Genomic DNA, 24052 nt, shown 5'->3' with positions numbered 1-24052 from the left:
CCGCGCGGGGAACTTGGCCGTGCGCTTCGCCGGTTCGGGCGAAGGTCCGTCAACCCCGCTTGTCGCCCTCGGCGTCGTAGGCCGAGGTGCCGGAGTCCAGCAGCGGCTCCTGCTCCTTCAGGTGCGCGGGGGCGAAGTAGCGCAGCGCGTGGTAGCCGGTGATCACCACGATCGTGCCGAGCGCGATGCCGCCCAGCTCGAAGCTGTCGGTGAAGTGCAGCTTGACCCCGCCGACGCCGATGATGATGCCCGCCGCGGCCGGCACCAGGTTCAGCGGATTGCGCAGGTCCACCCGCCCGTTGAGCCAGATCTGCGCGCCGAGCAGGCCGATCATGCCGTACAGGATCACGGTGATGCCGCCCAGCACCCCGCCGGGGATCGCGGCCACGACCGCCCCGAACTTCGGGCAGAGGCCGAAGAGCAGGGCGAAGCCGGCCGCCGCCCAGTAGGCCGCCGTGGAGTAGACGCGGGTGGCGGCCATGACGCCGATGTTCTCGGAGTACGTGGTGTTCGGCGGGCCGCCGACCGCCGTGGACAGCATGGACGCCGCGCCGTCGGCGGCGATGGCGGTGCCGAGCTTGTCGTCGAGAGGGTCGCCGGTCATCTCGCCGACGGCCTTGATGTGCCCGGCGTTCTCGGCGATCAGCGCGATCACCACCGGCAGTGCGATCAGGATGGCCGACCACTCGAAGGACGGCGCGTGGAAGGACGGCAGCCCGATCCAGTCGGCCTTGCCCACGCCGGAGAGGTCGAGCCGCCAGTGGTCCACGGCCTCGGGTCCGCCCACCGTGGAGTGGATCTTCCCGAAGACCAGGTCGAAGACCCAGGAGACCGCGTACCCGAAGACCAGGCCCAGGAAGATCGCGATGCGCGACCAGAAACCGCGCAGGCACACCACCGCGAGCCCGGTGAACAGCATGGTCAGCAGCGCCGTCCACTGGTCCTGCGGCCAGTACGTCGAGGCCGTCACCGGTGCCAGGTTGAAGCCGATCAGCATCACGACCGCGCCCGTCACCACCGGCGGCATCGCCGCGTGGATGATCCGCGCCCCGAACCGCTGGACGGCCAGACCCGCCAGGAACAGCGCCGCTCCGACGGTGAAGACCGCGCCCGTGACCACCGCGCTGTCCCCGCCGCCCGCCCGGATCGCCGCCGCGACGCCCACGAAGGACAGCGAGCAGCCCAGGTAGGAGGGGACCCGGCCGCGGGTGGCGAGGAGGAAGATCACCGTCGCGATGCCCGACATCATGATCGCCAGGTTCGGGTCCAGGCCCATCAGGACCGGGGCGACGAAGCTCGCGCCGAACATCGCCACGACGTGCTGGGCGCCGAGCCCGGCGGTGCGCGGCCACGACAGCCGCTCCTCGGGCCGCACCACCGCGCCGGGGGCGGGGGTCCGCCCGTCTCCGTGCAGGGTCCAGCGCACGCCGAAGCCCATGTCCCACCACTTCCGTTCCGTCGGCCGATCAAGGATCCTGGCCGCCTGCCGGTAGATCACCGCAGCGGGCCAGCGGATATATTACGGCCGGATAGAAGCTGGTTCGTCCCGATTGGCGGGACCGACCGGCCCCTGGACCCCGGTCCGCAGGACTCCGGCCCCCGCGGTCAGGGCGCACGCCAGCAGGGTCACCAGCCCGAACGACACCACCAGCGAGACGGCGTCCGCCACCGCCCCGATCGCCGACGGCGCGATCAGCCCCGAGGTGTACGTGATCGTCGCGACCCCGGCGATGGCCTGCGCCGGAGCAGGCCCGCTGCGCGCCGCCGCCGCGAAGGCCAGCGGTACCACCACCGCGATGCCGAGCCCGATCAGCGCGAAGCCCGCCATGGCCGCCGCCGGATGCCGGACGCCGACCACCACCAGCCCGCCCGCGACCGCCAGCACCCCGCCCGCCCGTACCGTGCGCACCGCCCCGAAGCGGTCCACCACCCGGTCCCCGGCCAGCCGGGCCAGGGCCATGGTCAGCGCGAACGCGGTGGTGGAGGCGGCGGCCGTACCCGCCTGCGAGCCCAGCACGTCCCGCAGGTACACCGCCGACCAGTCCAGGCTCGCCCCCTCCGCGAAGACCGCGCAGAAGCCCACCCCGCCGATCAGCAGGGCGGTCCTCGGGGGCCGGGCGAAGCGCGGCGGGGCCTCCTCCTCGTGCCCGGCGCGCAGGTCCAGCACCCCGCGTACGGCGACCAGCCCGGCGGCGGTCAGGGCCAGCGCCGCCACCAGGTGGTGGAGCCGGGTGTCGGTCCCCGCGTGCGCGGCGAGCGTACCGGCGGCCGAACCCAGCAGCGCGCCCACGCTCCACATGCCGTGCAGCGAGGACATGACGGAGCGGCCGAGCCGGTTCTCCGTCTCCACGCCGAGGGCGTTCATCGCCACGTCCGACATCCCGGCGGTGGCCCCGTAGACGAAGAGCGCCCCGCACAGGGTCCACAGGTTCGGGGCCAGGCCCGGCAGCACCAGCGACAGGGTCCACAGGGCGAGCAGTCCGCGCAGGGCGGCGCGGGCGCCGAAGCGGTGGCTGATCCGCCCGGCCAGCGGCATCGCGAGCGCCGCACCGAGGGCCGGGAAGCCGAGCGCCAGGCCCAGGGTGCCCGCGCCGAGCTGGGCGTGCTCCTGGATCCAGGGAATGCGGGTGGCGAAGGAGCCGGTGACGGCGCCGTGGACGCAGAAGACGGCGGCGATCGCGAAGCGGGCGTGGCGCAGGCGCGCCGGGCTGAGGTCGGGTTCCCCGGTCATGGGACGTAAACTATCAGGGAGCCTGCCTGATAGTTAGAGCACTTCCCTCCCTAAGATGGGCGCCGTGACCCCTGCCAAGGTGCTGACCCCCGCCGCGACGGCCGCGCCGTCCCCCGCCTCGCCGAGCACGGCCCGGGCCATCAACGACCGCCTCGCCCTCGAACTCCTCCAGGAGCAGGGGCCCCTGACGGCGGCCCAGCTCAAGCGGCTGACCGGGCTGTCCCGCCCCTCCGTCGCCGACCTCGTCGAGCGGCTCGGCGCGGCCGGGCTGATCGAGGTCGTGGGGGAGTCCGGCGAACAGCGCCGCGGCCCCAACGCCCGCCTGTACGGGATCGTCGCCGGCCGCGCCCACCTGGCCGCCCTGGACGTGCGGACCGACAGCGCGACCGCCGTCGTCACCGACCTCCTCGGACACCCGCTGGCCCGCGCCTCCCTGCCCGTCGACGCGGTCGGCGAGGCCGTGGCCCGGCTGGCGGAGCTGGCCCGGGAGGCCGGTGCCCGGGAGCTGCACACCGTGGTCGTCGGCGCGCCCGGGCTGGTCGCCCCGGCCAGCGGCGAACTGCGCGACACCGCCGGTCTGCCCGCCTGGCACCGGGACCTGGTGGCCGCCCTCCAGGAGAGGCTGCCCGCCAGGGTGGTGGTGGAGAACGAGACCAACCTGGCGGCCCTCGCCGAGCAGCGCGTCGGGGCCGCCCGGGACCTGGACTCCTTCGTGCTGCTGTGGCTCGGCGCGGGCGTCGGCGCCGCCGTCGTCCTGGACGGGCGGCTGCGCCGGGGCGCCTCCGGCGGGGCCGGCGAGATCGGCTTCCTGCCCGTCCCCGGGACCGCCGCGCTGCCCTCCGCCACCGACTGCGGCGGCGGCTTCCACTCCCTGGCCGGGCGCGCGGCGGTGGCCGCCCTGGCGGCGGAACACGGCTTCACCGGGCCCGTGGAGGAGGCCGTGGCCGGCGCGGCGGGGGAGGACTTCCTCGACGCCCTCGCCGAGCGGCTCTCCCTCGGGGCGGCGGCCGTCGCCGCCGTCCTGGACCCGGGCTGCGTCGTCCTCGGCGGGGAGCTCGGCCGCGCGGGGGGTCCCGCCCTGGCCGCCCGCGTCGCGGACCGCCTGGCCGCCCTGACCCCCGTCCCGACGGAGGTCCGCGCCACCGCGCTGGGCGGCCCGGCCGTCCTGGAGGGCGCCCGCCTGGCCGCCCGGGCGGCCGCCCAGGACGACCTGTTCGGAGGCTGAGGGGGCCGAGGGCCCGTCGCCTACCCCCGCCGCTCCAGGAACTCGGCGTAGGTGGTACGCCCCACCGCGTGCCCGGGCGCCAGGTTGCCGCCGCGCCTGAAGCCCGCGTACGCCTTCCCCGCGAGCGGCAGCGGCACCACCCGCCGCCGGCGCCCGGTCGCGGCGAGGTGGAGGCGGCCCCACTCGGAGAGGGTGCGGACCTCCGGGCCGCCCATGTCCGGCACCCGCCCCGCCGGCTCCGGCACCGCCAGCTCCGCCAGCCGGTCCGCGACCTCCTCGACGGCGATGGGCTGGACCCGTACGCCCCCGGGCAGCGGGACCACCGGCAGTTTGGCGGCCGTCTCCACCACCCGGGCCACCAGGTCGTGGAACTGAGTGGTCCGCAGGATGGTGACCCCGAGCCCGGACTCCTCCAGCATCCGCTCCACCCGCCGCTTCACGACGTAGTACGCGAGCGGCACCACGTCCACCCCGACGATCGAGATGTAGACGATGTTCGTGACGGTCCCGCTGCGCCGGGCCGCCTCGATCAGGTGCCGGGCCGCGGCGTCGTCGCCCCCGCGCGGCGAACTCGCGCAGTGCACCACCACCCCCGCGCCCGCCATCGCCGCGTCCAGCCCGCTGCCGTCCCGCAGGTCGACGGGGAAGTCGGGGGAGTGCCGGCTCAGGACCCGGCCCTCGTGGCCCCGGCTCCGCAGCCGGGCGACGACCAGTGCCCCGAGGTTCCCGGTGCCGCCGGTGACGAGGATCGTGCTCATGGTGGGGTGTCCTTCCGCGTGGGAGCGCTGTCTCCCAGGAGACAGACGGAGGCTGCGGAATGTGACACCCCGCGCGGAAGGGCCCCGTACGCGCGAGGACCCGGTGGCCGCCGGGCCACCGGGTCCTCACTCACGCTCGGCCACAGGGGATCAGCAGGCGCCCTGGTCCTTCCAGACGCCCCACTGGCCGGTGGTGCCGGGCTCCTCGTTCTGCGTCCACCACTGGGCCTTCCAGGTGTGGCCCTTGTGCGAGACCACGCTCCCGGAGTTGTAGACCGTGCCCGCCACGTACGCCGGGGAGGTACAGGTCCCGGGGGTGGTCGGCGGGGTCGTCGGGGGAGTGGTGGGCGGGGTGGTCGGCGGGGTGCTGCCGCCGCCCGGCTCGCCGGTGGTGGTGCCGCGCGCCAGGTCGCCGGCGAGGGCGTAGGCGGTGCCGGAGATGTTCACCGTCCAGTTGGAGGGCGTGGACACCGGCAGGTAGTAGTTGAACGCGAGGTCGACCGAGGCGCCCGGGGCCAGCGTCTGCCAGGCCGGGAGCTTCAGGGAGACCCGCTGGAAGTCGCCCTTCAGGCCGCCGACGTTGTTGCCGGTGTGGCCGGTGGCGATCACCTTCGTGCCGAAGCCGGACTGGTCCGAGGCGTTGGCCGGGGCCGAGGTGCCGTAGTCGAACTGGAACTCGGTGCCGCCGGGCAGCGTGCTCTTCGTGTTGTTGGTGATCTTGAGCTTCGGGGTGATCGGGTAGTTGGAGTCGCCCAGCTTGAACTCGGTGAACTCCGTCTTGATGTCCACGGCCTGCGTCGGCAGCGCGGTGGCGCCCGCCTTCTTCGCGCCGTACGGGGTGGCGGCCTTGAACTTGTCGTACATCAGTGAGGTGAGCGTGTCGCCCATCTCGTACTGGCCCTTGGCCGCGTTGTACGCGTAGTCGCCTGCCAGCTCCCAGACCATCGTGCCGCCGATGCCCTTGTCGACCACGTAGTCGGCCTTGGCCGCCACCGACTGCTCGTCCTCCGTCGACAGGAAGACCTTCTTCTGCGCGTTCCACAGCCACGGCGCCACCAGCGTGGAGTCGTACTTGCGGGCGTAGCTGCCGGTCAGGGTGGTGTTCGCGGGGAAGCCGTACTTGGTGACGTAGTCGCCGACGACGCCCTTCTCCAGGTTCTTGGCGTGCCACATCGGGTTGGAGCCCGCCGGGGACTCGACCCCGTTGGCGTCCTTGTCGTGCCACAGGTTGTCGATGCCGACCGCGCCGTCACCGCACTTGGTCAGACCGGCGCCCGCCGGGCAGCTCGTGGCCGGGGCCTTGCCCCACAGCCCGTCCGTGCCGCCCTGCACGTTCTTGAAGCCGCGGGTGTAGTACGGCAGGCCGATGTTGATCCGGCCCGACGGCATCGAGCCGCGGAAGTAGTGGTAGGCCCAGTCGGTGTTGAGGTAGCCGACGCCGCCGTACTGGGAAGTGGAGTAGACGCCCGCGGCCGCCAGCTCGGCGTCCTTGCCGTCGTCGAAGAGGGAGGCGTTGGGGCCGACGTACTCGTTCCAGGCGCCGTGCAGGTCGTAGGACATGATGTTGACGTAGTCCAGGTACTTCTGCATCTGGAACGTCTCCATGCCCCGCAGCAGGTAGCCGGAGGAGGGGGCGGCGACGGAGAGCAGGTAGTGCTTGCCGTCGGCGGCGCCCGCGCGGTCGAGCTTCTCGCGCAGGGTCTTCATGAGGACGTCGTAGCCCTTGACCAGGCCGGCCCGGCGGGCGTTGGACAGCTGCCAGTCCAGCGGGTTGCCCGCGTCCTTCATGGTGGTCGGGTACTCGTAGTCGATGTCGACGCCGTTGAACCCGTACTTGCGGACGAACTCCACCGAGGAGTCCGCGAAGGTCTCGATGCCCGCCTGGTTGACCGAGCCGTCGGCGTTGGTCGCCATCGAGTAGAAGCCGCCGGAGGCTACCCGGTTGCCGTCGTCGCCGAAGTAGCCGCCGGTCTCGGCCCAGCCGCCGACCGAGACCAGAGTCTTCACGTTCGGGTACTGCTTCTTGAACTTGTTCAGCAGGTTGAAGTGGCCCTTGTACGGCAGGGCCGGGTCCATCTCGGCCCCCGCGACGCCCGGCCAGGTCATCCCGGTGGCGGCGTTGTTCGTGTTGTCCGCCCCGACCGAGATCTTGTTGTCGGCGCCGACGTGGGCGAAGGCGTAGTTCAGGTGGGTGACCTTGGACCACGGGATGTCGTTGGCGAGGTAGGCGGGGCTGCCGTCCTTGCCGGTGCGCCAGCCGGTGAAGTATCCGATGACGCGGCGCTGGTGGTCGGCGCCCATCTTCTCGCGGCCTTCGGAGTCGTAGACCGAGCAGTACGGGACGTCGACGCCGGTCGTCTTGTACAACCCGTCCGGGCGACAGCTCTCGTTGTCGGCGGCGTGGGACACGCCGGCCGAGAGCCCGCCGGCCAGCAGGCCGGCGATCGCCGCGCCGGATGCCAGGAGCATCGCTCTCGTACGTGTGGGGGACAGCATGGTGCCTCCTGGGGAGGGGAGGGTGGCAGGGCCAACGTGCGGCAACAGGCGGAAGAGTGGCGCTGGTTGGCCCGTGACGTGCGCACGTCGACAGGCCGGCTCCCGGGGAAGATGAAGGGAACGTTAAGAGGACTAGACCAACCCGTCAATAGGTCTGGACCAAAGCCGGGCAGGCGGGGATCGCGACACCGCCGGCGCAAGAGGAGCGCTCGAGAACGGCGCCCTTGTGAGCCAGGCCACAGTGCTTCACCCGCATGGCCCCCGATCGCCCGTGGCACACTGGCCCTAGTACCAGTAGCAGCGCACTCCGGGGTCGGTGTAATTCCGAACCGGCGGTATAGTCCGCGACCCGTCCGCATCCAGCGGCCGGTTGACCAGGTGAAATTCCTGGACCGACGGTTAAAGTCCGGATGGGAGGCAGTGCGCGGCGGGCCAGTCACCGGTACGCCGCCGTCGGCGGTCCATCGGCGTATTCCCAGCGGATACGTGTCGGACGGACCGTGTTCTCCGGCCTCGGCGTCCCCGCGTGCGCTACCCGCTTCATCTGTCGTATCCCGACAGGCCCCGGAGTCCGTGCCCGATGAGGCAGGAGGACCCGGTGGCGACACACGCCGCGCAGGCAGCACCCGACCCGAGCGTCACCGCGATGCGCCGGGCCATCGAGCTGGCCTCCCGCGGACTCGGCTCCACCAGCCCCAACCCCGTCGTCGGCTGCGTCATCACCGACCCCGCGGGCGCCGTCGTCGGCGAAGGCTGGCACGAGCGGGCCGGCGGCCCGCACGCCGAGGTCCACGCCCTGCGCGCGGCGGGAGACGCCGCCCGCGGCGGCACCGCCTACGTCACCCTCGAACCCTGCAACCACACCGGGCGTACGGGCCCCTGCGCGCAGGCCCTCGCCGACGCCGGGATCACCCGCGTGGTCTACGCCGTCTGCGACCCGAACCCGCAGGCCAGCGGTGGCGGAGCCACCCTGCGCGCCGCCGGGATCGCCACCGAGGCCGGGCTCCTGGCCGACGAGGCCGAGCAGGGCAACACCGCCTGGCTGACCTCCGTACGCCTCGGCCGCCCCCACGTCACCTGGAAGTACGCCGCCACCCTCGACGGCCGCAGCGCCGCCGAGGACGGCAGCAGCCGCTGGATCACCTCCGCGGAGTCCCGCGCCGACGTCCACCGGCTGCGCGCCGAGGCCGACGCGGTCCTCGTCGGCGGCGGCACCCTGCGCGCCGACGACCCCCACCTCGCCGTCCGGGGCGTCGACGGAGCCGTCCAGCCGCTGCGCGTCGCCCTCGACACCCGCGCCGGCCTCCCGGCGACCGCCCGCATCCTCGACGACGCCGGCCCCACCCTGATCGTCACCGGGGAGGACGCCGACACCGCGCACCTGCCCGGCGCCGACGTCCTGCGGCTGCCGCTGCGCGACGGCCGCGTCCCCCTCGACCTCCTCCTCGCCGAGCTGTACGGGCGCGGCGTGCGCTCCGTCCTCCTCGAAGGCGGCCCCACCCTCGCCGGAGCCTTCCTGGAGGCCGGGGCCGTGGACCGCGTCGTCGGCTACATCGCCCCGGCCCTCCTCGGCGCCGGCCCCGCCGCCCTCGCGGGCGCGGGCATCACGAACATCGCCCACGCGGTACGCCTCGACATCACCGAGGCCGTCCGCACCGGCCCCGATCTGCGCATCACCGCCGTTCCCGCCAACGCCCCCAAGGAGCACTGAGTGTTCACCGGAATCGTCGAAGAACTGGGCGAGGTCACCGCCGTCGAGCAGCTCGCCGAGGCCTCCCGCTTCCGCCTGCGCGGCCCCGTCGTCACCGAAGGCGCCAAGCACGGCGACTCGATCGCCGTCAACGGCGTCTGCCTCACCGTGGTGGAGACCGAGGACGGCGAGTTCACCGCCGACGTCATGCAGGAGACGCTCAACCGCTCCAGCCTCGGCGCCCTCGCCGCGGGCTCCAGGGTCAACCTGGAGCGCCCCATGGCCCTCGGCGGACGGCTCGGCGGCCACCTCGTGCAGGGGCACGTGGACGGCACCGGCCGGATCATCTCCCGCACCCCCTCGGAGCACTGGGAGATCGTCAAGGTCTCGCTGCCGGAGAACCTCGCAAGGTACGTCGTAGAGAAGGGCTCTATCACTGTGGACGGCGTCAGCCTCACCGTGGTCGAGGCCGCCGCCGACTACTTCACCATCAGCCTCATCCCCACCACCCTCGCGCTGACCACCCTCGGCATCAAGCAGAGCGGCGACCCGGTCAACCTCGAGGTCGACGTCCTCGCGAAGTACGTCGAGCGCCTCCTGGCCGCCGGTGTGAACCCCCTCCACGCGAAGGAGACGGAGCAGTGACCGCCCTGACCTGGCTCAACACCCAGGCCTTCGAGGTGTTCGGCCAGAAGGTCATCTGGTCCGACATGATCGGCAACCTGATGGGCCTGGCCGCCCTCGCCCTCGGCTGGCGCCGCTCCATATGGACCTGGCCCGCCCAGCTCCTCTCCGGCCTGATCCTGGTCGCCGCCTACGCCTCCGCCCACCTCGCGGGCGGCGTCGGCAAGCAGCTCCTGGTGATCTCCGTCGCCGTCTGGGGCTGGCGCGCCTGGCAGCTCGGCCGGCAGAAGGCCCAGGACGGCTCCATCGCCGTCCGCACCGCCACCTGGAAGGAGCGCGGCCTGCTCCTCGCCGGGGCGGCCGCGGGCACCCTCGCCGTGGGCGGTCTGTTCACCCTCTTCCCGAACCTGTCGTGGAGCCCGTGGGCCGACGCCTACATCTTCGTCGGCACGATCGTGGCGATGGTGGCCCAGGCCCGCGGCCTGGTCGAGTTCTGGTTCGCCTGGCTCCTCGTCGACCTCGTCGGCGTCCCCCTCGCCTTCAACAGCGGCCTGGCCTTCTCCGGCCTCGTCTACGTCGTCTACTTCGCGCTCGTCCTGTGGGGCGCCTACGACTGGTACCAGCGCTCGCGCACCACCCCCGCCACGGTTCTCGAAGGAGCAACGGCATGACCACCATCCTCAAGTCCGTGCCGGACCCGGCCCAGCCGGCCGCCCAGGAGACCTTCCGCCTCGACCCCGTCGAGCAGGCCATCCGCGACATCGCCGCCGGCCGCCCCGTGGTCGTCGTCGACGACGAGGACCGCGAGAACGAGGGCGACCTCGTCATCGCCGCCGAGAAGGCCACCCCCGAGATCGTCGCGTTCATGATGAGCGAGTGCCGGGGCCTGATCTGCGCGCCGATGGAGGGCCCCGAGCTGGAGCGCCTGGAGCTCCCGCAGATGGTCCAGAACAACACCGAGTCGATGAAGACCGCCTTCACCGTCTCCGTCGACGCCACCGCCGCGCACGGCGTCACCACCGGCATCTCCGCCGCCGACCGCGCCACCACCCTGCGCCTGCTGGCCAACGGAACCTCCGGGGCCGGCGACTTCGTCCGCCCCGGCCACATCTTCCCGCTGCGCGCCAAGCCCGGCGGCGTCCTGGTCCGCAACGGCCACACCGAGGCCGCCGTCGACCTCGCCCGCCTCGCGGGCCTGCGCCCCGCCGGCGCCATCGTGGAGATCGCCGGCGAGGACGGGGTCATGCTGCGGCTGCCCGAGCTGATCCCCTTCGCCCGCAAGCACGGCCTGACGATCATCTCCATCGAGGACCTGATCGCCTACCGCCGCTCCTCCGAGCCGACCGTGCGCCGCGAGGCCGAGGTCAGCCTGCCGACCGCCGCCGGCGAGTTCACGGCGTACGGCTACCGCTCCACCACCGACGGCGTCGAGCACGTCGCCCTCGTCCACGGCGAGGTCGGCGACGGCGAGGACGTCCTGGTCCGGATGCACTCCGAATGCCTGACCGGCGACATCTTCCAGTCCCAGCGGTGCGACTGCGGCCCCCAGCTCCAGGCCGCCATGGCCAAGGTCCAGTCCGAGGGCCGCGGGGTCATCGTCTACCTGCGCGGCCACGAGGGCCGCGGCATCGGACTGCTGTCCAAGATGCGCGCCTACGAGCTCCAGGAGCGCGGCCGCGACACGCTGGACGCCAACCTGGAACTGGGCCTGCCCGCCGACGCCCGCGACTACGGCGCCGGCGCGCAGATCCTCGCCGACCTGGGAGTGCGCACCGTCCGGCTGCTGACCAACAACCCCGACAAGGCCGCCGCCCTGGAGGACCACGGCATCTCCGTGGCGGGCCGGGAGCCCATGCCCGTCGAGGCCGGCGAGCACAACCTCCGGTACCTGCGCACCAAGCGGGACCGGATGGGCCACGACCTGCCCTGGCTGGAGGGTGCCGTACCCACCTCCGCCTGCGGCAACCAGTAACCGTAACCACGCAGACACACCACTCGTACACATCAGCGGAACCGAAACACCGAGGAGCAGAGCTGTGAGCGGCAAGGGCGCACCCGAACTGAGCGTGAAGAACTGCGGAGACCTCCGGGTGGCCGTGATCGCGGCCCAGTGGCACGAGAAGGTCATGGACGGGCTGGTCGACGGCGCGCTGCGGGCCCTGCACGAGCTGGGCATCGACGAGCCCACCCTGCTCCGCGTCCCCGGCAGCTTCGAGCTCCCGGTCGTGGCGAAGGTGCTGGCCGGTCGCGGCTACGACGCCATCGTCGCCCTCGGCGTGGTCATCCGCGGCGGCACCCCGCACTTCGACTACGTCTGCCAGGGCGTCACCCAGGGCCTGGTACAGGTGTCGATCGACACCGGAGTCCCCGTCGGCTTCGGCGTGCTGACCTGCGACAACGACGAGCAGGCGCTGGACCGCGCCGGCCTTGAGGGGTCGAACGAGGACAAGGGGCACGAAGCGGTCACCGCCGCCGTCTCCACCGCCATGACCCTGCGCACCGTCAGCGAGCCCTGGCGGTAGTCCAAGGAGTGAACCCCGGCACCGGGGGACGCGGGTGAGCCCGTACTCTAAGGGCATCATGGCGAACGAACCCACCAAGAGCTTCGAAGAGCTCTTCAGCGAGCTCCAGCTCAAGGCCGCCAACGGCGACCCCAGCACCTCCCGCACCGCCGAGCTCGTCGGCAAGGGCGTCCATGCCATCGGCAAGAAGATCGTCGAAGAGGCCGCCGAGGTCTGGATGGCCGCCGAGTACGAGGGCAAGGAAGCCGCCGCCGAGGAGATCTCCCAGCTGCTCTACCACGTCCAGGTGATGATGGTGGCGCGCGGGATCTCCCTCGACGACGTCTACGCGCACCTCTAGGCGAGCCCGCAGTACCGGGGGCTCCGCCCCGCCCACACCCTTCGCAACTACGCACCAAAGGAAGCCCATGCTGCGCATCGCCGTCCCCAACAAGGGTTCACTCTCCGGACCGGCGTCGGCGATGCTCCATGAGGCCGGCTACCGCCAGCGCAAGGAGTCCAAGGAACTCGTCACGGTCGACCCCGACAACGAGGTCGAGTTCTTCTACCTCCGCCCGAAGGACATCGCGATCTACGTCGCCTCGGGCAAGCTGGACATCGGCATCACCGGCCGTGACCTGCTGCTCGACTCCGGCGCCAACGCCGAGGAGATCCTGCCGCTGAACTTCGGCCGGTCCACCTTCCGCTACGCCACCAAGCCCGGCACCGCCAAGGGCCCCGAGGACTTCGGCGGGATGACGATCGCCACCTCGTACGAGGGGATCGTCGCCAAGCACCTCGCCGACCAGGGCATCGACGCCTCCGTCGTCCACCTGGACGGCGCCGTCGAGACCGCCATCGAGCTCGGCGTCGCGCAGGTCATCGCCGACGTCGTCGAGACCGGCACCAGCCTGCGCAACGCCGGCCTGGAGGTCATCGGCGAGCCGATCCTCAAGTCCGAGGCGACCGTCATCCGCCGCACCGGCGCCGACAACGAGGACCCCAAGGTCGCGCAGTTCCTGCGCCGCCTCCAGGGCGTCCTGGTGGCCCGCAGCTACGTGATGATGGACTACGACTGCCGCGCCGAGCACCTGGAGCGCGCCGTCGCCCTCACCCCGGGCCTGGAGTCCCCGACGATCTCCCCGCTCCACAACGAGGGCTGGGTCGCGGTCCGCGCCATGGTCCCCGCCAAGGAGGCCCAGCGGATCATGGACGACCTGTACGAGCTCGGCGCGCGCGCGATCCTGACCACCTCGATCCACGCCTGCCGCCTCTAGGACGGTCCGGGCCGGCGACGGGGTCCGCACCCGGACCCTTCCCGGCCCCCACCGCCTCCCCGCACGGCGCACCACCCCCGCGCCGTCCTCCCGTACGCCACCCCAGAAGGCCCAGCGCACCATGAGCGAGTCCGCCGCCCACCCCGCAACCCCCGCCCTGCCGGTCACCTTCCGGCCGAACCGCACCCGGGCGGTGCTGCTCAGCGTCGGGCTCGTCATGTTCGCCACCATCACGGCGATCGCGCTGCTCCTGGAGAACCTCAGCCCCGGCGAGCGGGTCAGCTTCGTCTTCACCGCCGCCCTGATGGCCTCCGTCCTCGTCCTGCTCAGCCGCCCCAAGGTGGTCGCGGACGAGACCGGCGTCACCGTGGTGAACCTCACCACCACCCGCCGCCTGGAGTGGGCGCAGATCCTCCGCGTCAACCTCCGCCCCGGCGACCCGTGGGTGTTCCTCGACCTCAACGACGGCACCAGCCTGCCCGTTCTCGGCATCCAGCCCGGCGTGGCCAAGGCCCGGGCCATCGGCGACGCCCGCGCCCTGCGCGCCCTCGCCGAAACCCGCGGAACCGGCACAAACGACCACTGACCCGGCCGGGCCTCGTCGCTGCGTCCCATTGCGGCGGCGATCTCAATGACTACCCTGGTGGCGGGGCGCCCCGGTGCGCCCTCCCACCGCCCCGGGACCCCGTGGCCCGTGGGCACCTGCGACCAGAGGAGTGACTCCCTCCAGCAATGGACGGATCGTCCGGTAGTACCCGCGCCGCCCTCCCCACGGAGGCGGCGGCATGACCATCCCGCTACTCCTGCTCGTGGCGGCCTTCGCACTGATCCTCGCCAACGGTTTCTTCGTGGCGGCCGAATTCGGCCTCGTCACCGTCGAGAAGCCCGAGGCCGAGCGCGCCGCAGCCGAGGGCGACCGCCGTGCCCGCACGGTCGTCGAAGCCCTGCGGGAGCTGTCCTTCCAGCTCTCCGGCACCCAGCTCGGCATCACCATCACCTCCCTCGTCGTCGGCATGCTCGCCGAACCGGCCCTCGCGGGCCTGCTGTCGGGGCCGCTCGCCGCCACCGGCCTGCCCGACGGCGCCGTCTCGGGCGTCGCCGTCTTCACCGGCATGCTGCTCGCCTCCGCCGTGCAGATGGTCGTCGGCGAGCTCGTCCCGAAGAACTGGGCGGTCTCCCGGCCGCTCCAGGTGGCCCGCTTCGTGGCCGGCCCGCAGCAGGCCTTCTCCCGGGCCTTCCGGCCCGTCATCGCCGGCCTCAACTCCGTCGCCAACCGCCTCGTGCGGGCGCTCGGAGTGGAGCCCGCCGAGGAGATGGCCTCCGCCCGCACCCCCGGCGAACTGGTCTCCCTGGTCCGCCATTCGGCCCAGGCCGGCGCCCTCGAACAGGACACCGCCGACCTCTTCGTACGGACCCTGTCGCTGGGCGAACTCACCGCCCAGCACGTCATGACCCCCCGGGTGAAGGTCAGCGCCCTCCAGGACACGGCCACCGCGGCCGACGTACTGAACCTGACCCGCGCCACCGGCCTGTCCCGCTTCCCGGTCTACCGCGAGCGCATCGACGAGGTCACCGGTGTCGTCCACCTCAAGGACGCCCTCGCCGTGCCCGAGTCCGAACGCGCCCGCACCTCCGTCGCCCGGATCTGCGTGGCCCCGCTGCTGGTACCCGGCTCCCTGCCGGTCCAGCCGCTGCTGGAGCGGCTGCGCAGCGAGCAGCCGATGGCCGTGGTCGTCGACGAATACGGCGGCACCGCCGGCGTGGTCACCCTGGAGGACATCGTGGAGGAACTCGTCGGAGAGGTCCGCGACGAGCACGACCTCGCCGAGGACGACAGCCCCGAACTGGCGGCCGTACCCGGCGAGGACGGCCGGCCCTCCTGGGAGGCCGACGGCAGCTGCCGCGTGCACACCCTGCGCCGGATAGGCCTCGAAGTGCCCGAGGGGCCCTACGAGACCGTCGCCGGGCTCGTGGCCGACCTCCTCGGCCGGATCCCCTCCCCCGGGGACCGGGCCGAGCTGCCCGGCTGGAAGCTGTCCGTCCGCCAGGTCCGGCGCAACCGCGCGGAGCGGGTGCGGCTGGTACGCCTCACGGCGGTGCCGGCCCCCGCGAGCGGCCGCCCGGCCGCCGAGCTGGAAGGCGCCGCCCGGTGAACGCCCTCCAGCTCCTCTTCGCCCTGCTCCTCGTCCTGGCCAACGGCTTCTTCGTCGGCGCCGAGTTCGCGCTCGTCTCCGTACGCCGCAGCCAGATCGAGCCGCTGGCCGCCGAGTCCAAGCGGGCCCGCCAGGTGCTGTACGGCCTGGAGAACCTGCCGCGCATGATGGCCGCCGCCCAGTTCGGCATCACCATGTGCTCGCTCACCCTCGGCGCCGTCGCCGAGCCCACGGTGGCCCGGCTGCTGGAGCCCGTCTTCCACGCCCTCCACGTGCCCGAGGGCCTGATCCACCCCCTCGGCTACGTGGTCGCCCTGTCGGCGGTGGTCTTCCTGCACCTGGTCATCGGCGAGATGGTCCCGAAGAACCTCGCGATGGCCGCCCCGGAGAAGACCTCCCTGTGGTTCAGCCCCGGGCTGGTCGCCTTCGCCCGCCTCTGCGGTCCCGTCACCACGGCGCTCGGAGCGTGCGCCGCGCTCGTCCTGCGGCTGTTCAAGGTCGAGCCGAAGGACGAGGTCGAGGCCGTCTACACCAGTGCCCAGCTGGGCCGGCTCGTGAAGGACTCCCGGCAGGCCGGGCTCCTCGAACCGGTCGAGCAGGAGCGCCTGGAGGACGCCCTGGAACTGGGCAGCCGCCCGGTCACCGACGTCCTGCTCAGGCGGGACCGCCTCGTCACGGTGGGCCCGGCCGTCACTCCCCGGCAGATCGAGCAGCTGACGGTCCGCACGGGCTACTCCCGCTTCCCCGTCCGCTCCGAGACCGGGGCCTTCATGGGGTACCTCCACGTCAAGGACGTCCTCGACCTGGAGGACCGCGAGCGGGCGGTGCCGCAGCGGGTGTGGCGCCGGATGACCACGCTGTGCTCCACCCTCCCGCTGGACGACGCCCTCAGCGTCATGCGCCGCGACGCCACCCACCTGGCCCAGGTGGCCGACCCCTCGGGCCGGATCCTGGGCCTGGTGGCCCTGGAGGACGTCCTCGAAATGCTGGTCGGCGAGGTCCGCGACCCGGCCCACCGCCCCTTCGCCCGGGCCTGATCCGGGCTCAGCCCGGGATGAGTGCCTCCCACTCGTCCCGGGTCGGGCCGTCGTGCCGCGGCGAGAAGTCCGGGTTGGCCTCCAGCCAGGCGGTCACGTGCCGGTCCACCTCGTCGGTGCCGTAGGCGTCGGCGGCGGGCAGCAGGAGGTGGCGGACCTGGGCCCGGGCCCTCATGACGACGGGGTCCTCGAAGGCGCAGGCGCCCACGGCGGCGGCCCGCCGGTCCGAGAGCGGCGTGCTCTCGGCGAGGCGCTGCTCGTTGACGCGGTCGGCGGCCACCTGGGCGTCGAACCACGGGCGCAGGGTCCGGGCCGTCCAGTCGTGGTAGCCGGCCGGGTCGGCGGCCGTCGGGCCGGCGTGGGCGGCGAGGTACTGGGCGGCGCGCAGGCCGAGGGCGACGCCGTGGCCCAGCGTGGGGTTGGTGTGGACGAGGCTGTCGCCCGCGTTGACCAGGCCGGCGACCACGGGCCCCTCGTCGTCGGTGAGGGAGGTCCAGCGGTTGTCCAGGCCCGCCATGGGCAGGACGGCCGACTGGGGCTCGGGGGCCAGGCCGAGCCAGGCGGCGGTGGCGGGGAAGCGCCGGGCGGCCGCCTCGAACACGGCGGGGTCGGTGACCGCGCTCCGGGTCGGATCGCCCGTGGACAGCACCAGGTGCACCGCGAAGGTGTCGTTGTCGGAGGGGAAGACCCCGGCGAGCGCGAACGGCGAGGCCGAGCCGGTCTTCACCTTCCCGGGGTCCCGGGGGCCGTCGGCCCGCAGCTTGTACCAGCGGCAGAAGTACGCGAGCCCGGTGCGGTGGCTGTCGACCACGGGCGGCCGGCAGCCGGCCGCGGTGAGCCAGCCGGGAACCGGCGAGCGGCGCCCGGACGCGTCGACGACCAGGTCCGCCCGGTGCTCCTCGGCGCCCACCCGTACGCCGGTGACCCGCGGCGGGCTGCCCTCCGCGAAGGCGAGGCCGCTCACCCGGCTGCCCTGCCGCACGTCGACGGCGGGCTCCCGCCGCACGGCCGAGGCCAGCGCCGCCTCCAGCACGATGCGGCGGGTGCGCAGGGTCACCAGCTCCTCGTCCCCGTCCCGGGCCGGCGGATGCTCGCCGAACCAGTCGAAGTCGTGGTACTCCCGGGCGCCGCGCGCCAGCAGGTCCGCGTAGACGTCGGGTGTCTCGGCGCGCAGGACGGTGCGCACGGGGGCGAGGAAGGAATGGGGCTGGACGGCCTGCGGGACCCGGGGCCGGTCCCAGCGGAAGAAGTCCCGTTCGAGGTCGGCTCCGGCCCGCCGGGCGTCCTGCTCGTAGAGGGTGACCGCATGGCCCCGCCGCCCGAGCATGAGGGCCGTTCCCAGCCCGCTGATACCCCCACCGATCACTGCAACCCGCGCCACTGAGGCTCCCCTTCGCGTCGTGTTGCGGATCGAGCCTACCGCTCGCCGGTCTCCGCCCGGACGCCGGGCCGCCCCACCCCGACGCGGTCAACCGGCGCCGCACCCCTACGGGTCGACGCCGGACCATGTCGGACCGCCCCGCCTCACACGCCGAACGGGCGCCCCGGGTGCGGTGCCCGTCCCCGGGGTCGGTGCCGTCCCGGAGTGCGGTGCCCGTCCCGGGGGTGGCGCCCGTCCCGGGCATTGGCCCGGGCCCTGGCACCGGCCCGGGCCTGCCACTGGCCGGGCCTGGCACTGGCCCGGGGCTGGTTTCGGCCCTGGCGCCGGCCCTGGCACCGGCCCGGGCCCTGGCACCGGCCCGGGCCCTGGCACTGGCCCGGGCCCTGGCGCCGGCCCGGTGACCCGGGACCGGCTCTGGTACCGGCCTCGTGTCCCGAGACCGGCTCTGGTACCGGCCCGGTGACCCGGGACCGGGGTCCGGGGCGGAGCCCCGGGGAACGGTGGAAGGGCGGGTAGGGGACCAGCCCCGCGCAGCGGCCACCACCCGCAGGCGGCCAACGGCCCGCGCCCCGGCCCTTGGCCCCGCCCGGCCCCGCCCGCCCGGCCGACGGAGCCCAGCCCAGCCCAGCCCAGCCCAGCGCAGCGGCGCGGCGTCAGGCCGGGCTCGGGCCGCGCCCCGAGAGGACCTCCCCGTAGGCCTGCATCAGGTCCGGCAGGCGCAGCGTGGCCAGGTCCTCCCGCGACGGCTCGCCCGCGAAGCCCGCCAGCCTCAAGTCCCGGTACGCGCAGCTCTTCTCGTACAGGGTCCGCAGGAACCGGCCGTTGCCCAGCTCGTCGATCCAGCCCTGCTCCACCACGTGCCCGCTGATGCTGCGCAGCTCCTCCCGCGCCTCCTCGTCCCAGCAGTCCCCGTTCGCCTCCGCCAGCACCCCGCCGATCGCGGTCAGTTCCGCCGGACGGTAGCTCGGGAAGTCGACCCGGGTCGTGAACCGCGAGGACAGCCCCGGATTGGCGGCCAGCAGCCGGTCCATCCCCGCCGGGTAGCCCGCCAGGATGACCACGAGGTGGTCGCGGTTGTCCTCGGCCCGCTTCAGCAGCACCTGCAGGGCCTCGTCGCCGTACGCGTCGCCCTTGCTGTAGCCCGAGTTGGACAGGCTGTACGCCTCGTCCACGAACAGCACCCCGCCGATCGCGGAGTCGATCAGCTCGTTCGCCTTGACGGCGGTCTGGCCGAGGAACTCCCCGACCAGGTCGGCCCGTTGTGCCTCCACCAGGTGGTCCCCGCCCAGCAGCCCCAGCGCGTAGAAGACCCGGCCCAGGATCCGGGCCACCGTGGTCTTGCCCGTGCCCGAGGGCCCCGAGAAGACGAAGTGCCGCTTCGGCGGCTGCACCGGAAGGCCCTGGGCGGCCCGCAGCCGGGCCATGTGCAGCTGCGCCGACAGCGCCTTCACCTGCCGTTTCACCGGCTCCAGGCCCACCATCCGCTCCAGCTCCGCCAGCGCCTCGGCGAGCAGCGCCGGATCGGCCGGCCCGGCCGGCAGTCCGGGCGGGGCGCCCTGCGGGGGCACCGGCAGCCGGTGCCGTACGCCCTCCAGCCGGCCCGTTCCCGGCGGCTCCCCGGGCGTCGGCGGATCGGCGTCCACCTGCCCGTCCGGCGCGATGTCCTGGACCGGGCCGCCCCCGCCGCCACTGCCGCCGCCGCCCAGCGCGACCGCCGCGTAGTGCCCGGCGAGACCCTCGCTCAGGTGGCCGCCGTACCCGAAGGCGTCGGCCATCCCCGCCATGTCGTCGGGGTCGGTGCTGTCCTCGATGGCGGTCAGCCGGGCCGCGGTGTCCATGAACGCCGGGTCCACCCGGTGCACCGCCCGGTACAGCGGCAGCGCCGCCGCGCTGCGGCCGGTGCCCTCGCGGGCCCGCGCCAGCCAGTACCGCAGCTCCTTGCGCTGGGGCTGCTCGCTGCGGCACCGCATCAGCGCGGCCGACAGCATCGGTTCCGCCTGCCCGTACATCTCCAGCCGGACCCGGGCCATCCCGCCGAAGAGCCCCGCCTCGATCCCGAGCAGCGGGTCGAGCACCAGCGGCTCGGTGTGCCGTACCAGCTGTTCCCAGTCCTTGACCAGGTAGGCCCGGCAGGCGTGCAGGAACCGGACCTGGGGATCGGTGTCCACCGGCGGCAGCGCGGCGAGGGCCTGGTCCAGCTCGGGCACGTGGCGGCCGTCCAGCCAGTGGGAGGCGTGGGCCAGCAGCAGGTCCCGCCGGCTCTCCAGCACCGGCTGCACCCACCAGCCCAGCCAGTACCAGGAGTTGAGGGTCCGCCGGTGCCGGGTGCGCTGTTCGCCGAAGCGGTCCCGGTGGGCGTACATCCGCAATAAGGCGTTGGTGGTGTCCACCCGCAGCGCGTGCAGTCCCAGCCAGGCGTCGGCCATGGCGGGATCGAGCCCGACGGCCGCGCGGAACTCCTCCTCGGCCTGCGGGTACGCGCCCATCGTGCAGGCGTCGACCCCGCGCAGCCAGGCGAGTTCGGCCGGGGCGTGTGCGCTGCCCGGCATGCCGAAGTCCATCACATCCCCCACAAGCATGCCCCGTGGTGCGCGGCAAACTCCGCGTCGCGCACCAGAGTTGTCGACCCCGCCGATGAAATCAGGGCTGCATCGTACCTGCGGTGACGCACCTTACCCAGGGTGCGGTGGGCACGGGTCGTGGGTGTGCCCCGGAAGCGCAGGGTAACTCAGGGTGAAGAAGAGCGGGCGGAGCGGCGCGCGCCGCACCGGCCCGGGGCAGAACGAAGCCCCCGATCACGGGGGAACAATCGGGGGCTTCGCGTCTGCGGCGGCCTTCGCAGACCGCGCATTCAGAACGTACGGCGGTTCCCGGGCCCGGGTCAAGCGGGTCGGGGAAGCCCCGTGCGGCCGTCGGAGCTCGGCCGCTCAGGCCTGGGGGAGTCCGTGACGTTCGGTGACGGAAGAGGCCGTTCCCGGGGTCGCAGAAGCCCCGGAAGTCCACTCGTATCCCGTACCGCTCTGGTGTACCAAGGTGTCCGCGAAGGGGCGTGAAGGGTCGTCCGAGAAGTGCGCGAGTTCCGCGCGCTCCCATCCGTCCCAGAAGTCGGAAAGGTCCAGTCCGTCCCGGTTCCGCCCGCGCCCCCAGGACCTCTCCCGGGGGGTCTCCATCCACAGCAGCCGCGCCAGATGGGGCCGCAGCGCCCGCCGGCCCGCCCCCACGCCCTCGACGAGCACCACGGGCGCCGGATGCAGCACCCGCTCCGGGCCGAAGCGGCGCTCCACCCAGTCGTACGGGGCCCAGTGCGCGTCCCGTCCGGCGGCCAGCGGCTCCAGCACCTGCGCCCGCAGCCGCCCCGCCCAGCCGAACAGCTCCTCGTGGGTGGCCACGTCGTCCAGGTGCAGTACCGGTGCGCCGCCCAGGGCCGCGGCGAGCCGCTCCGCGAAGGTGCTCTTGCCCGATCCGGCGTGCCCGTCGATGCCGATCAGCCGGACGGGGCCGAGCGAGGGCGGCAGGGCGGCGAGCTCCCGCGCGAGTGACTCGAGTGACTGCTGTGGCTCCACCCGGCCAGGGTACGGGCCCCCGACACGGCCCCGGGCTTCGCCGCCGCGCGGCCGGGAACTGGAAGGGTGGAGCAGTCGCACCACCAGACCGACCCCCTGGGGGAACAAGCCGATGACCGCACCCACGCCACGCAGGGCCCTGCTGGCCGTCGCCCTCGCCGCCGCCACCGCGGCCACCGTCCCCGGCGGGCGGGCCTCGGCGGCCTCCGACCCGGCCGCCGCCCCCGGAGACGCCGCCGCGGAAGCGGCCGCCGGCGCGGCCCCGGCCCGGACGGTGGACAACCGGTTCTGGTACGCGCACGCCCACTGGCAGGCCGGCACCCACCGCGGCACCACCGCCGTCGCCGGCGCCCGGCCCGGCCTGGAGATCGCGACCCCGGCCGGCCGCACCGAGTACACCGACCCGCACACCGCCCGGAAGTCCACCTGGGAGTACGCCACCTGGACCTCCCCCGTGCACCGCACCACCGTCCCCGCCACCGAGGCCATCGCCTCCTGGAACGCCCGCACCCCGGCCGGCACCTGGATCCAGACCGAGCTGCGCCCCTCCTACGGCGACGGCACGCTCGGCCGCTGGTACGTGATGGGCCGCTGGGCCGCCGGGGACGGCGACATCCGCCGCACCTCCGTCGACGGCCAGACCGACGGCCGGACCACCGTCTGGACCGACACCCTGGCCGTGGACGCCCCCGCCGCGGCCGCCGGCCTGCGCATCACCGGCTGGCAGCTGCGCCTCACCCTGCACCGCAAGCCCGGCGCCGCCCGGGGCCCCAGGGTCTGGCTGGCCGGGGCCATGGCCTCAGCCGTCCCCGACCGCTTCACCGTCCCGGCCGCCACCCCCTCGGGCCGGGCGCACGAGCTGAAGGTCCCGCGCTACTCGCAGGAGGTCCACGCCGGCCAGTACCCCGAGTACGACAACGGCGGCGAGGCCTGGTGCAGCCCGACCTCCTCCCAGATGGTCATCGAGTACTGGGGGCGCAAGCCCAGCGCCGCCTCCCTGGGCTGGGTCCGCCCCGGCTACGCCGACCCGCAGGTGTGCCACGCGGCCCGCTCCACCTACGACGCCGCGTACAAGGGCTGCGGGAACTGGCCATTCAACGCCGCCTACGCGGCCACCTACCGCGATCTGGCCGCCGTGGTCACCCGGCTGACCTCCCTCACCGACCTGGAGACCCTGGTCCGGGCGGGGATCCCGGTCATCACCTCCCAGTCCTTCCTCGCGCAGGAGCTCACCGGGGCCGGCTACGGCACTGCGGGGCACCTGATGACGGTGATCGGCTTCACCGCCGCCGGGGACGTGATCGCCAACGACCCGAACTCGGCGGACAACGAGTCCGTCCGCCGCCTCTACCGGCGCCGGGAGTGGGAGAACGCGTGGCTGCGCACCAAGCGCCGCAATGCCGCGGGGAAGACCGTCTCGGGCACCGGCGGCGTCTGCTACCTCTACGCTCCGGCCCGGCCCGGCCCGGACCAGATCAGGGCCTTGCGGGAGGTCGGGGTGCTGTGATCCGCGGGCCCGGAAAAGGTCCGCTGGTAGATATGGCTTAACGGTCGGAATATGGGCATAAAGGGCGTATAAGGCTTCTCTAGGAGGCAGCCCACCATGACCACCCATTCGAGCATCGAACGACACCCGGACCTTGCCGAGATGCGGACTCGGTTCGAGCGGGTGACGAGCACTCCCGCCGCGCAGGCCGTGGAGGCACTGGCCCTGATCTCGGGCCTGTACCTCGCGGCCTCGCCCTGGATAGCCGGGTTCAGCGTGCTGGGCCCGCTGGCCGTCAACAACCTGATCGCCGGTCTGGCCTTCTGCCTGTGCATGGGCGGGCTGGGGTCGGCGTACGAGCGCACGCACGCGATGGCCTGGACGGCCGTCGCGATCGGCGCCTGGACGATCGTGGCCCCCTGGGTCATGGCCGGTGAGATGGACACCACCCGCAGTGTCGTCAGCAACGTCATCACCGGCGCGGTCATGCTGTGCCTGGGGCTGGCCATGGTCTCCATGGGCGGACGGCGCACGACGACCTGACCAGGAGCGCATCCCGCCGCCGGGCCCCGGCAGCACCTCCGACCACCGGAGGCCGCCGGGGCCCGGTGGCGTGACCGGTGCCACCAGTGACCCTCGTCATATACCGCGAAAGCCGCGAACGCTGGCACATTGGACGGCATGACCGCACACACCGCCGCCCTCGCCGCCCGCGCCCGCCGCCTCGTCGGGACCGGCGGCCCCAAGGAAGACTCCGCGTGGCTGGAGCACGTGCTCGGCTGGACCCTGGTGGTCGTCGTGGCCATGTTCGTCACCCAGCTCGGCCTGATCTGACCGCCGCCGTCACGAGGCCCCCAGCCGCAGCCCCTCCGTGACGATCACGTCGGACGTGACCAGTGCCTGTCCCGCGCTGACCCGCGTCATGAACGCGAACGGCGGGATGGCCGGCGGGGCCGGCGGCCCGTCCGGGCTGAAGGTGACGCACAGCAGCCCCTGGACGCACCCGCTGAACCTGCCTCCGGCAGTGGAGGCGTCCCGGCCGATCTGCGCCGTGCCGAAGGCGGCGTCGCCTTCGAGGTCCTCGCCGTCGACGGAGCGGTCGGTGTGCACGCAGGAGGCGAGCCCCTTGC

The 24052-nt window shown here is 73.4% G+C and carries 22 protein-coding genes and 1 riboswitch; of the genes, 14 read left to right on the top strand and 8 right to left on the bottom strand.

Annotation, left to right across the window (positions count from 1 at the left end):
• Positions 1–49: 49 nt before the first annotated feature.
• Both ACZ7IF_RS12955 and ACZ7IF_RS12950 read right to left on the bottom strand, forming a co-directional pair.
• A complete protein-coding gene (locus tag ACZ7IF_RS12955) occupies positions 50–1438 on the bottom strand; it encodes a uracil-xanthine permease family protein (RefSeq protein ID WP_470968399.1) in 1389 nt (462 codons plus the stop codon).
• A gap of 81 nt (positions 1439–1519) precedes the next feature.
• Positions 1520–2731, bottom strand: coding sequence for an MFS transporter (locus ACZ7IF_RS12950; RefSeq protein ID WP_470968394.1), 1212 nt, complete (start codon positions 2729–2731; stop codon positions 1520–1522).
• 55 nt (positions 2732–2786) lie between these two features.
• On the opposite strand from ACZ7IF_RS12950, the gene ACZ7IF_RS12945 reads away from it, so the two are divergent.
• Positions 2787–3956 carry an ROK family transcriptional regulator gene (locus ACZ7IF_RS12945; protein ID WP_470968387.1) on the top strand — a complete coding sequence of 390 codons (1170 nt, stop codon included), beginning with the start codon at positions 2787–2789 and terminating at the stop codon, positions 3954–3956.
• A 20-nt stretch (positions 3957–3976) separates the two neighbouring features.
• Here the strand turns inward: ACZ7IF_RS12945 and ACZ7IF_RS12940 are convergent, their stop codons facing one another.
• Positions 3977–4714 (bottom strand): SDR family oxidoreductase, encoded by a 738-nt coding sequence (locus tag ACZ7IF_RS12940; RefSeq protein ID WP_470968384.1) that lies wholly within the window; start codon positions 4712–4714, stop codon positions 3977–3979.
• 150 nt (positions 4715–4864) lie between these two features.
• Positions 4865–7210 (bottom strand): chitinase C-terminal domain-containing protein, encoded by a 2346-nt coding sequence (locus ACZ7IF_RS12935; protein ID WP_470968381.1) that lies wholly within the window; start codon positions 7208–7210, stop codon positions 4865–4867.
• 298 nt (positions 7211–7508) lie between these two features.
• Positions 7509–7638: riboswitch (FMN riboswitch) on the top strand.
• A 152-nt stretch (positions 7639–7790) separates the two neighbouring features.
• Between ACZ7IF_RS12935 and ribD the strand changes: the two genes are divergently transcribed.
• The 10 genes from ribD to ACZ7IF_RS12885 all read left to right on the top strand — a co-directional run bounded on the left by ribD (position 7791) and on the right by ACZ7IF_RS12885 (position 16492).
• Complete coding sequence (gene ribD / locus ACZ7IF_RS12930; RefSeq protein WP_470968378.1) at positions 7791–8921, top strand: bifunctional diaminohydroxyphosphoribosylaminopyrimidine deaminase/5-amino-6-(5-phosphoribosylamino)uracil reductase RibD; 1131 nt, start codon at positions 7791–7793, stop codon at positions 8919–8921.
• A complete protein-coding gene (locus tag ACZ7IF_RS12925; protein WP_470968374.1) occupies positions 8922–9545 on the top strand; it encodes a riboflavin synthase in 624 nt (207 codons plus the stop codon).
• The gene (locus ACZ7IF_RS12920; protein WP_007262953.1) at positions 9542–10195 is read left to right on the top strand and encodes a nicotinamide mononucleotide transporter family protein; all 654 of its coding nucleotides are present in this window, start codon (positions 9542–9544) and stop codon (positions 10193–10195) included. Before ACZ7IF_RS12925 ends, ACZ7IF_RS12920 begins: the two co-directional genes overlap by 4 nt.
• Positions 10192–11496, top strand: a complete 1305-nt coding sequence (locus tag ACZ7IF_RS12915) for a bifunctional 3,4-dihydroxy-2-butanone-4-phosphate synthase/GTP cyclohydrolase II (RefSeq protein WP_470968369.1) — start codon at positions 10192–10194, stop codon at positions 11494–11496. Before ACZ7IF_RS12920 ends, ACZ7IF_RS12915 begins: the two co-directional genes overlap by 4 nt.
• 64 nt (positions 11497–11560) lie before the next feature.
• A complete protein-coding gene (gene ribH, locus ACZ7IF_RS12910) occupies positions 11561–12046 on the top strand; it encodes a 6,7-dimethyl-8-ribityllumazine synthase (RefSeq protein WP_007262951.1) in 486 nt (161 codons plus the stop codon).
• Positions 12047–12104: 58 nt separating this feature from the next.
• A complete protein-coding gene (locus ACZ7IF_RS12905; RefSeq protein ID WP_470968364.1) occupies positions 12105–12386 on the top strand; it encodes a phosphoribosyl-ATP diphosphatase in 282 nt (93 codons plus the stop codon).
• A gap of 67 nt (positions 12387–12453) precedes the next feature.
• Positions 12454–13302 (top strand): ATP phosphoribosyltransferase, encoded by an 849-nt coding sequence (gene hisG, locus ACZ7IF_RS12900; RefSeq protein ID WP_405981682.1) that lies wholly within the window; start codon positions 12454–12456, stop codon positions 13300–13302.
• A 121-nt stretch (positions 13303–13423) separates the two neighbouring features.
• Positions 13424–13888 carry a PH domain-containing protein gene (locus tag ACZ7IF_RS12895; RefSeq protein ID WP_470968358.1) on the top strand — a complete coding sequence of 155 codons (465 nt, stop codon included), beginning with the start codon at positions 13424–13426 and terminating at the stop codon, positions 13886–13888.
• 199 nt (positions 13889–14087) lie between these two features.
• Positions 14088–15455: a hemolysin family protein gene (locus ACZ7IF_RS12890; RefSeq protein WP_470968352.1), complete on the top strand. Its 1368-nt coding sequence runs from the start codon at positions 14088–14090 to the stop codon at positions 15453–15455.
• Positions 15452–16492, top strand: a complete 1041-nt coding sequence (locus tag ACZ7IF_RS12885) for a hemolysin family protein (protein ID WP_470968345.1) — start codon at positions 15452–15454, stop codon at positions 16490–16492. Before ACZ7IF_RS12890 ends, ACZ7IF_RS12885 begins: the two co-directional genes overlap by 4 nt.
• A 7-nt stretch (positions 16493–16499) precedes the next feature.
• Here ACZ7IF_RS12885 and ACZ7IF_RS12880 read toward each other — a convergent pair whose 3' ends face one another.
• The 3 genes from ACZ7IF_RS12880 to ACZ7IF_RS12870 form a co-directional block, all read right to left on the bottom strand.
• Positions 16500–17873, bottom strand: a complete 1374-nt coding sequence (locus tag ACZ7IF_RS12880; protein WP_470968342.1) for an FAD-dependent oxidoreductase — start codon at positions 17871–17873, stop codon at positions 16500–16502.
• A gap of 653 nt (positions 17874–18526) precedes the next feature.
• Positions 18527–20434, bottom strand: coding sequence for an AAA family ATPase (locus tag ACZ7IF_RS12875; RefSeq protein ID WP_470968338.1), 1908 nt, complete (start codon positions 20432–20434; stop codon positions 18527–18529).
• Between the two features lie 366 nt (positions 20435–20800).
• The gene (locus ACZ7IF_RS12870; RefSeq protein WP_470968332.1) at positions 20801–21436 is read right to left on the bottom strand and encodes a uridine kinase family protein; all 636 of its coding nucleotides are present in this window, start codon (positions 21434–21436) and stop codon (positions 20801–20803) included.
• Positions 21437–21548: 112 nt separating this feature from the next.
• On the opposite strand from ACZ7IF_RS12870, the gene ACZ7IF_RS12865 reads away from it, so the two are divergent.
• The 3 genes from ACZ7IF_RS12865 to ACZ7IF_RS12855 all read left to right on the top strand — a co-directional run bounded on the left by ACZ7IF_RS12865 (position 21549) and on the right by ACZ7IF_RS12855 (position 23756).
• On the top strand, positions 21549–22943 hold the full coding sequence (locus tag ACZ7IF_RS12865; RefSeq protein ID WP_470968328.1) for a peptidase C39 family protein: 1395 nt from the start codon (positions 21549–21551) through the stop codon (positions 22941–22943).
• Between the two features lie 96 nt (positions 22944–23039).
• Positions 23040–23465 carry an SPW repeat protein gene (locus ACZ7IF_RS12860; protein ID WP_470968321.1) on the top strand — a complete coding sequence of 142 codons (426 nt, stop codon included), beginning with the start codon at positions 23040–23042 and terminating at the stop codon, positions 23463–23465.
• A 138-nt stretch (positions 23466–23603) separates the two neighbouring features.
• Positions 23604–23756 carry an SCO1431 family membrane protein gene (locus ACZ7IF_RS12855; RefSeq protein WP_470968315.1) on the top strand — a complete coding sequence of 51 codons (153 nt, stop codon included), beginning with the start codon at positions 23604–23606 and terminating at the stop codon, positions 23754–23756.
• Positions 23757–23765: 9 nt separating this feature from the next.
• Here ACZ7IF_RS12855 and ACZ7IF_RS12850 read toward each other — a convergent pair whose 3' ends face one another.
• Positions 23766–24032: a hypothetical protein gene (locus ACZ7IF_RS12850; protein ID WP_470968312.1), complete on the bottom strand. Its 267-nt coding sequence runs from the start codon at positions 24030–24032 to the stop codon at positions 23766–23768.
• Positions 24033–24052 lie beyond the last annotated feature (20 nt).

The organism is Streptomyces sp. NPDC037421, from assembly GCF_055602105.1.
The sequence above is the reverse complement of the archived record's forward strand: the minus strand, read 5'-3'. Positions and strand labels throughout refer to the sequence as shown.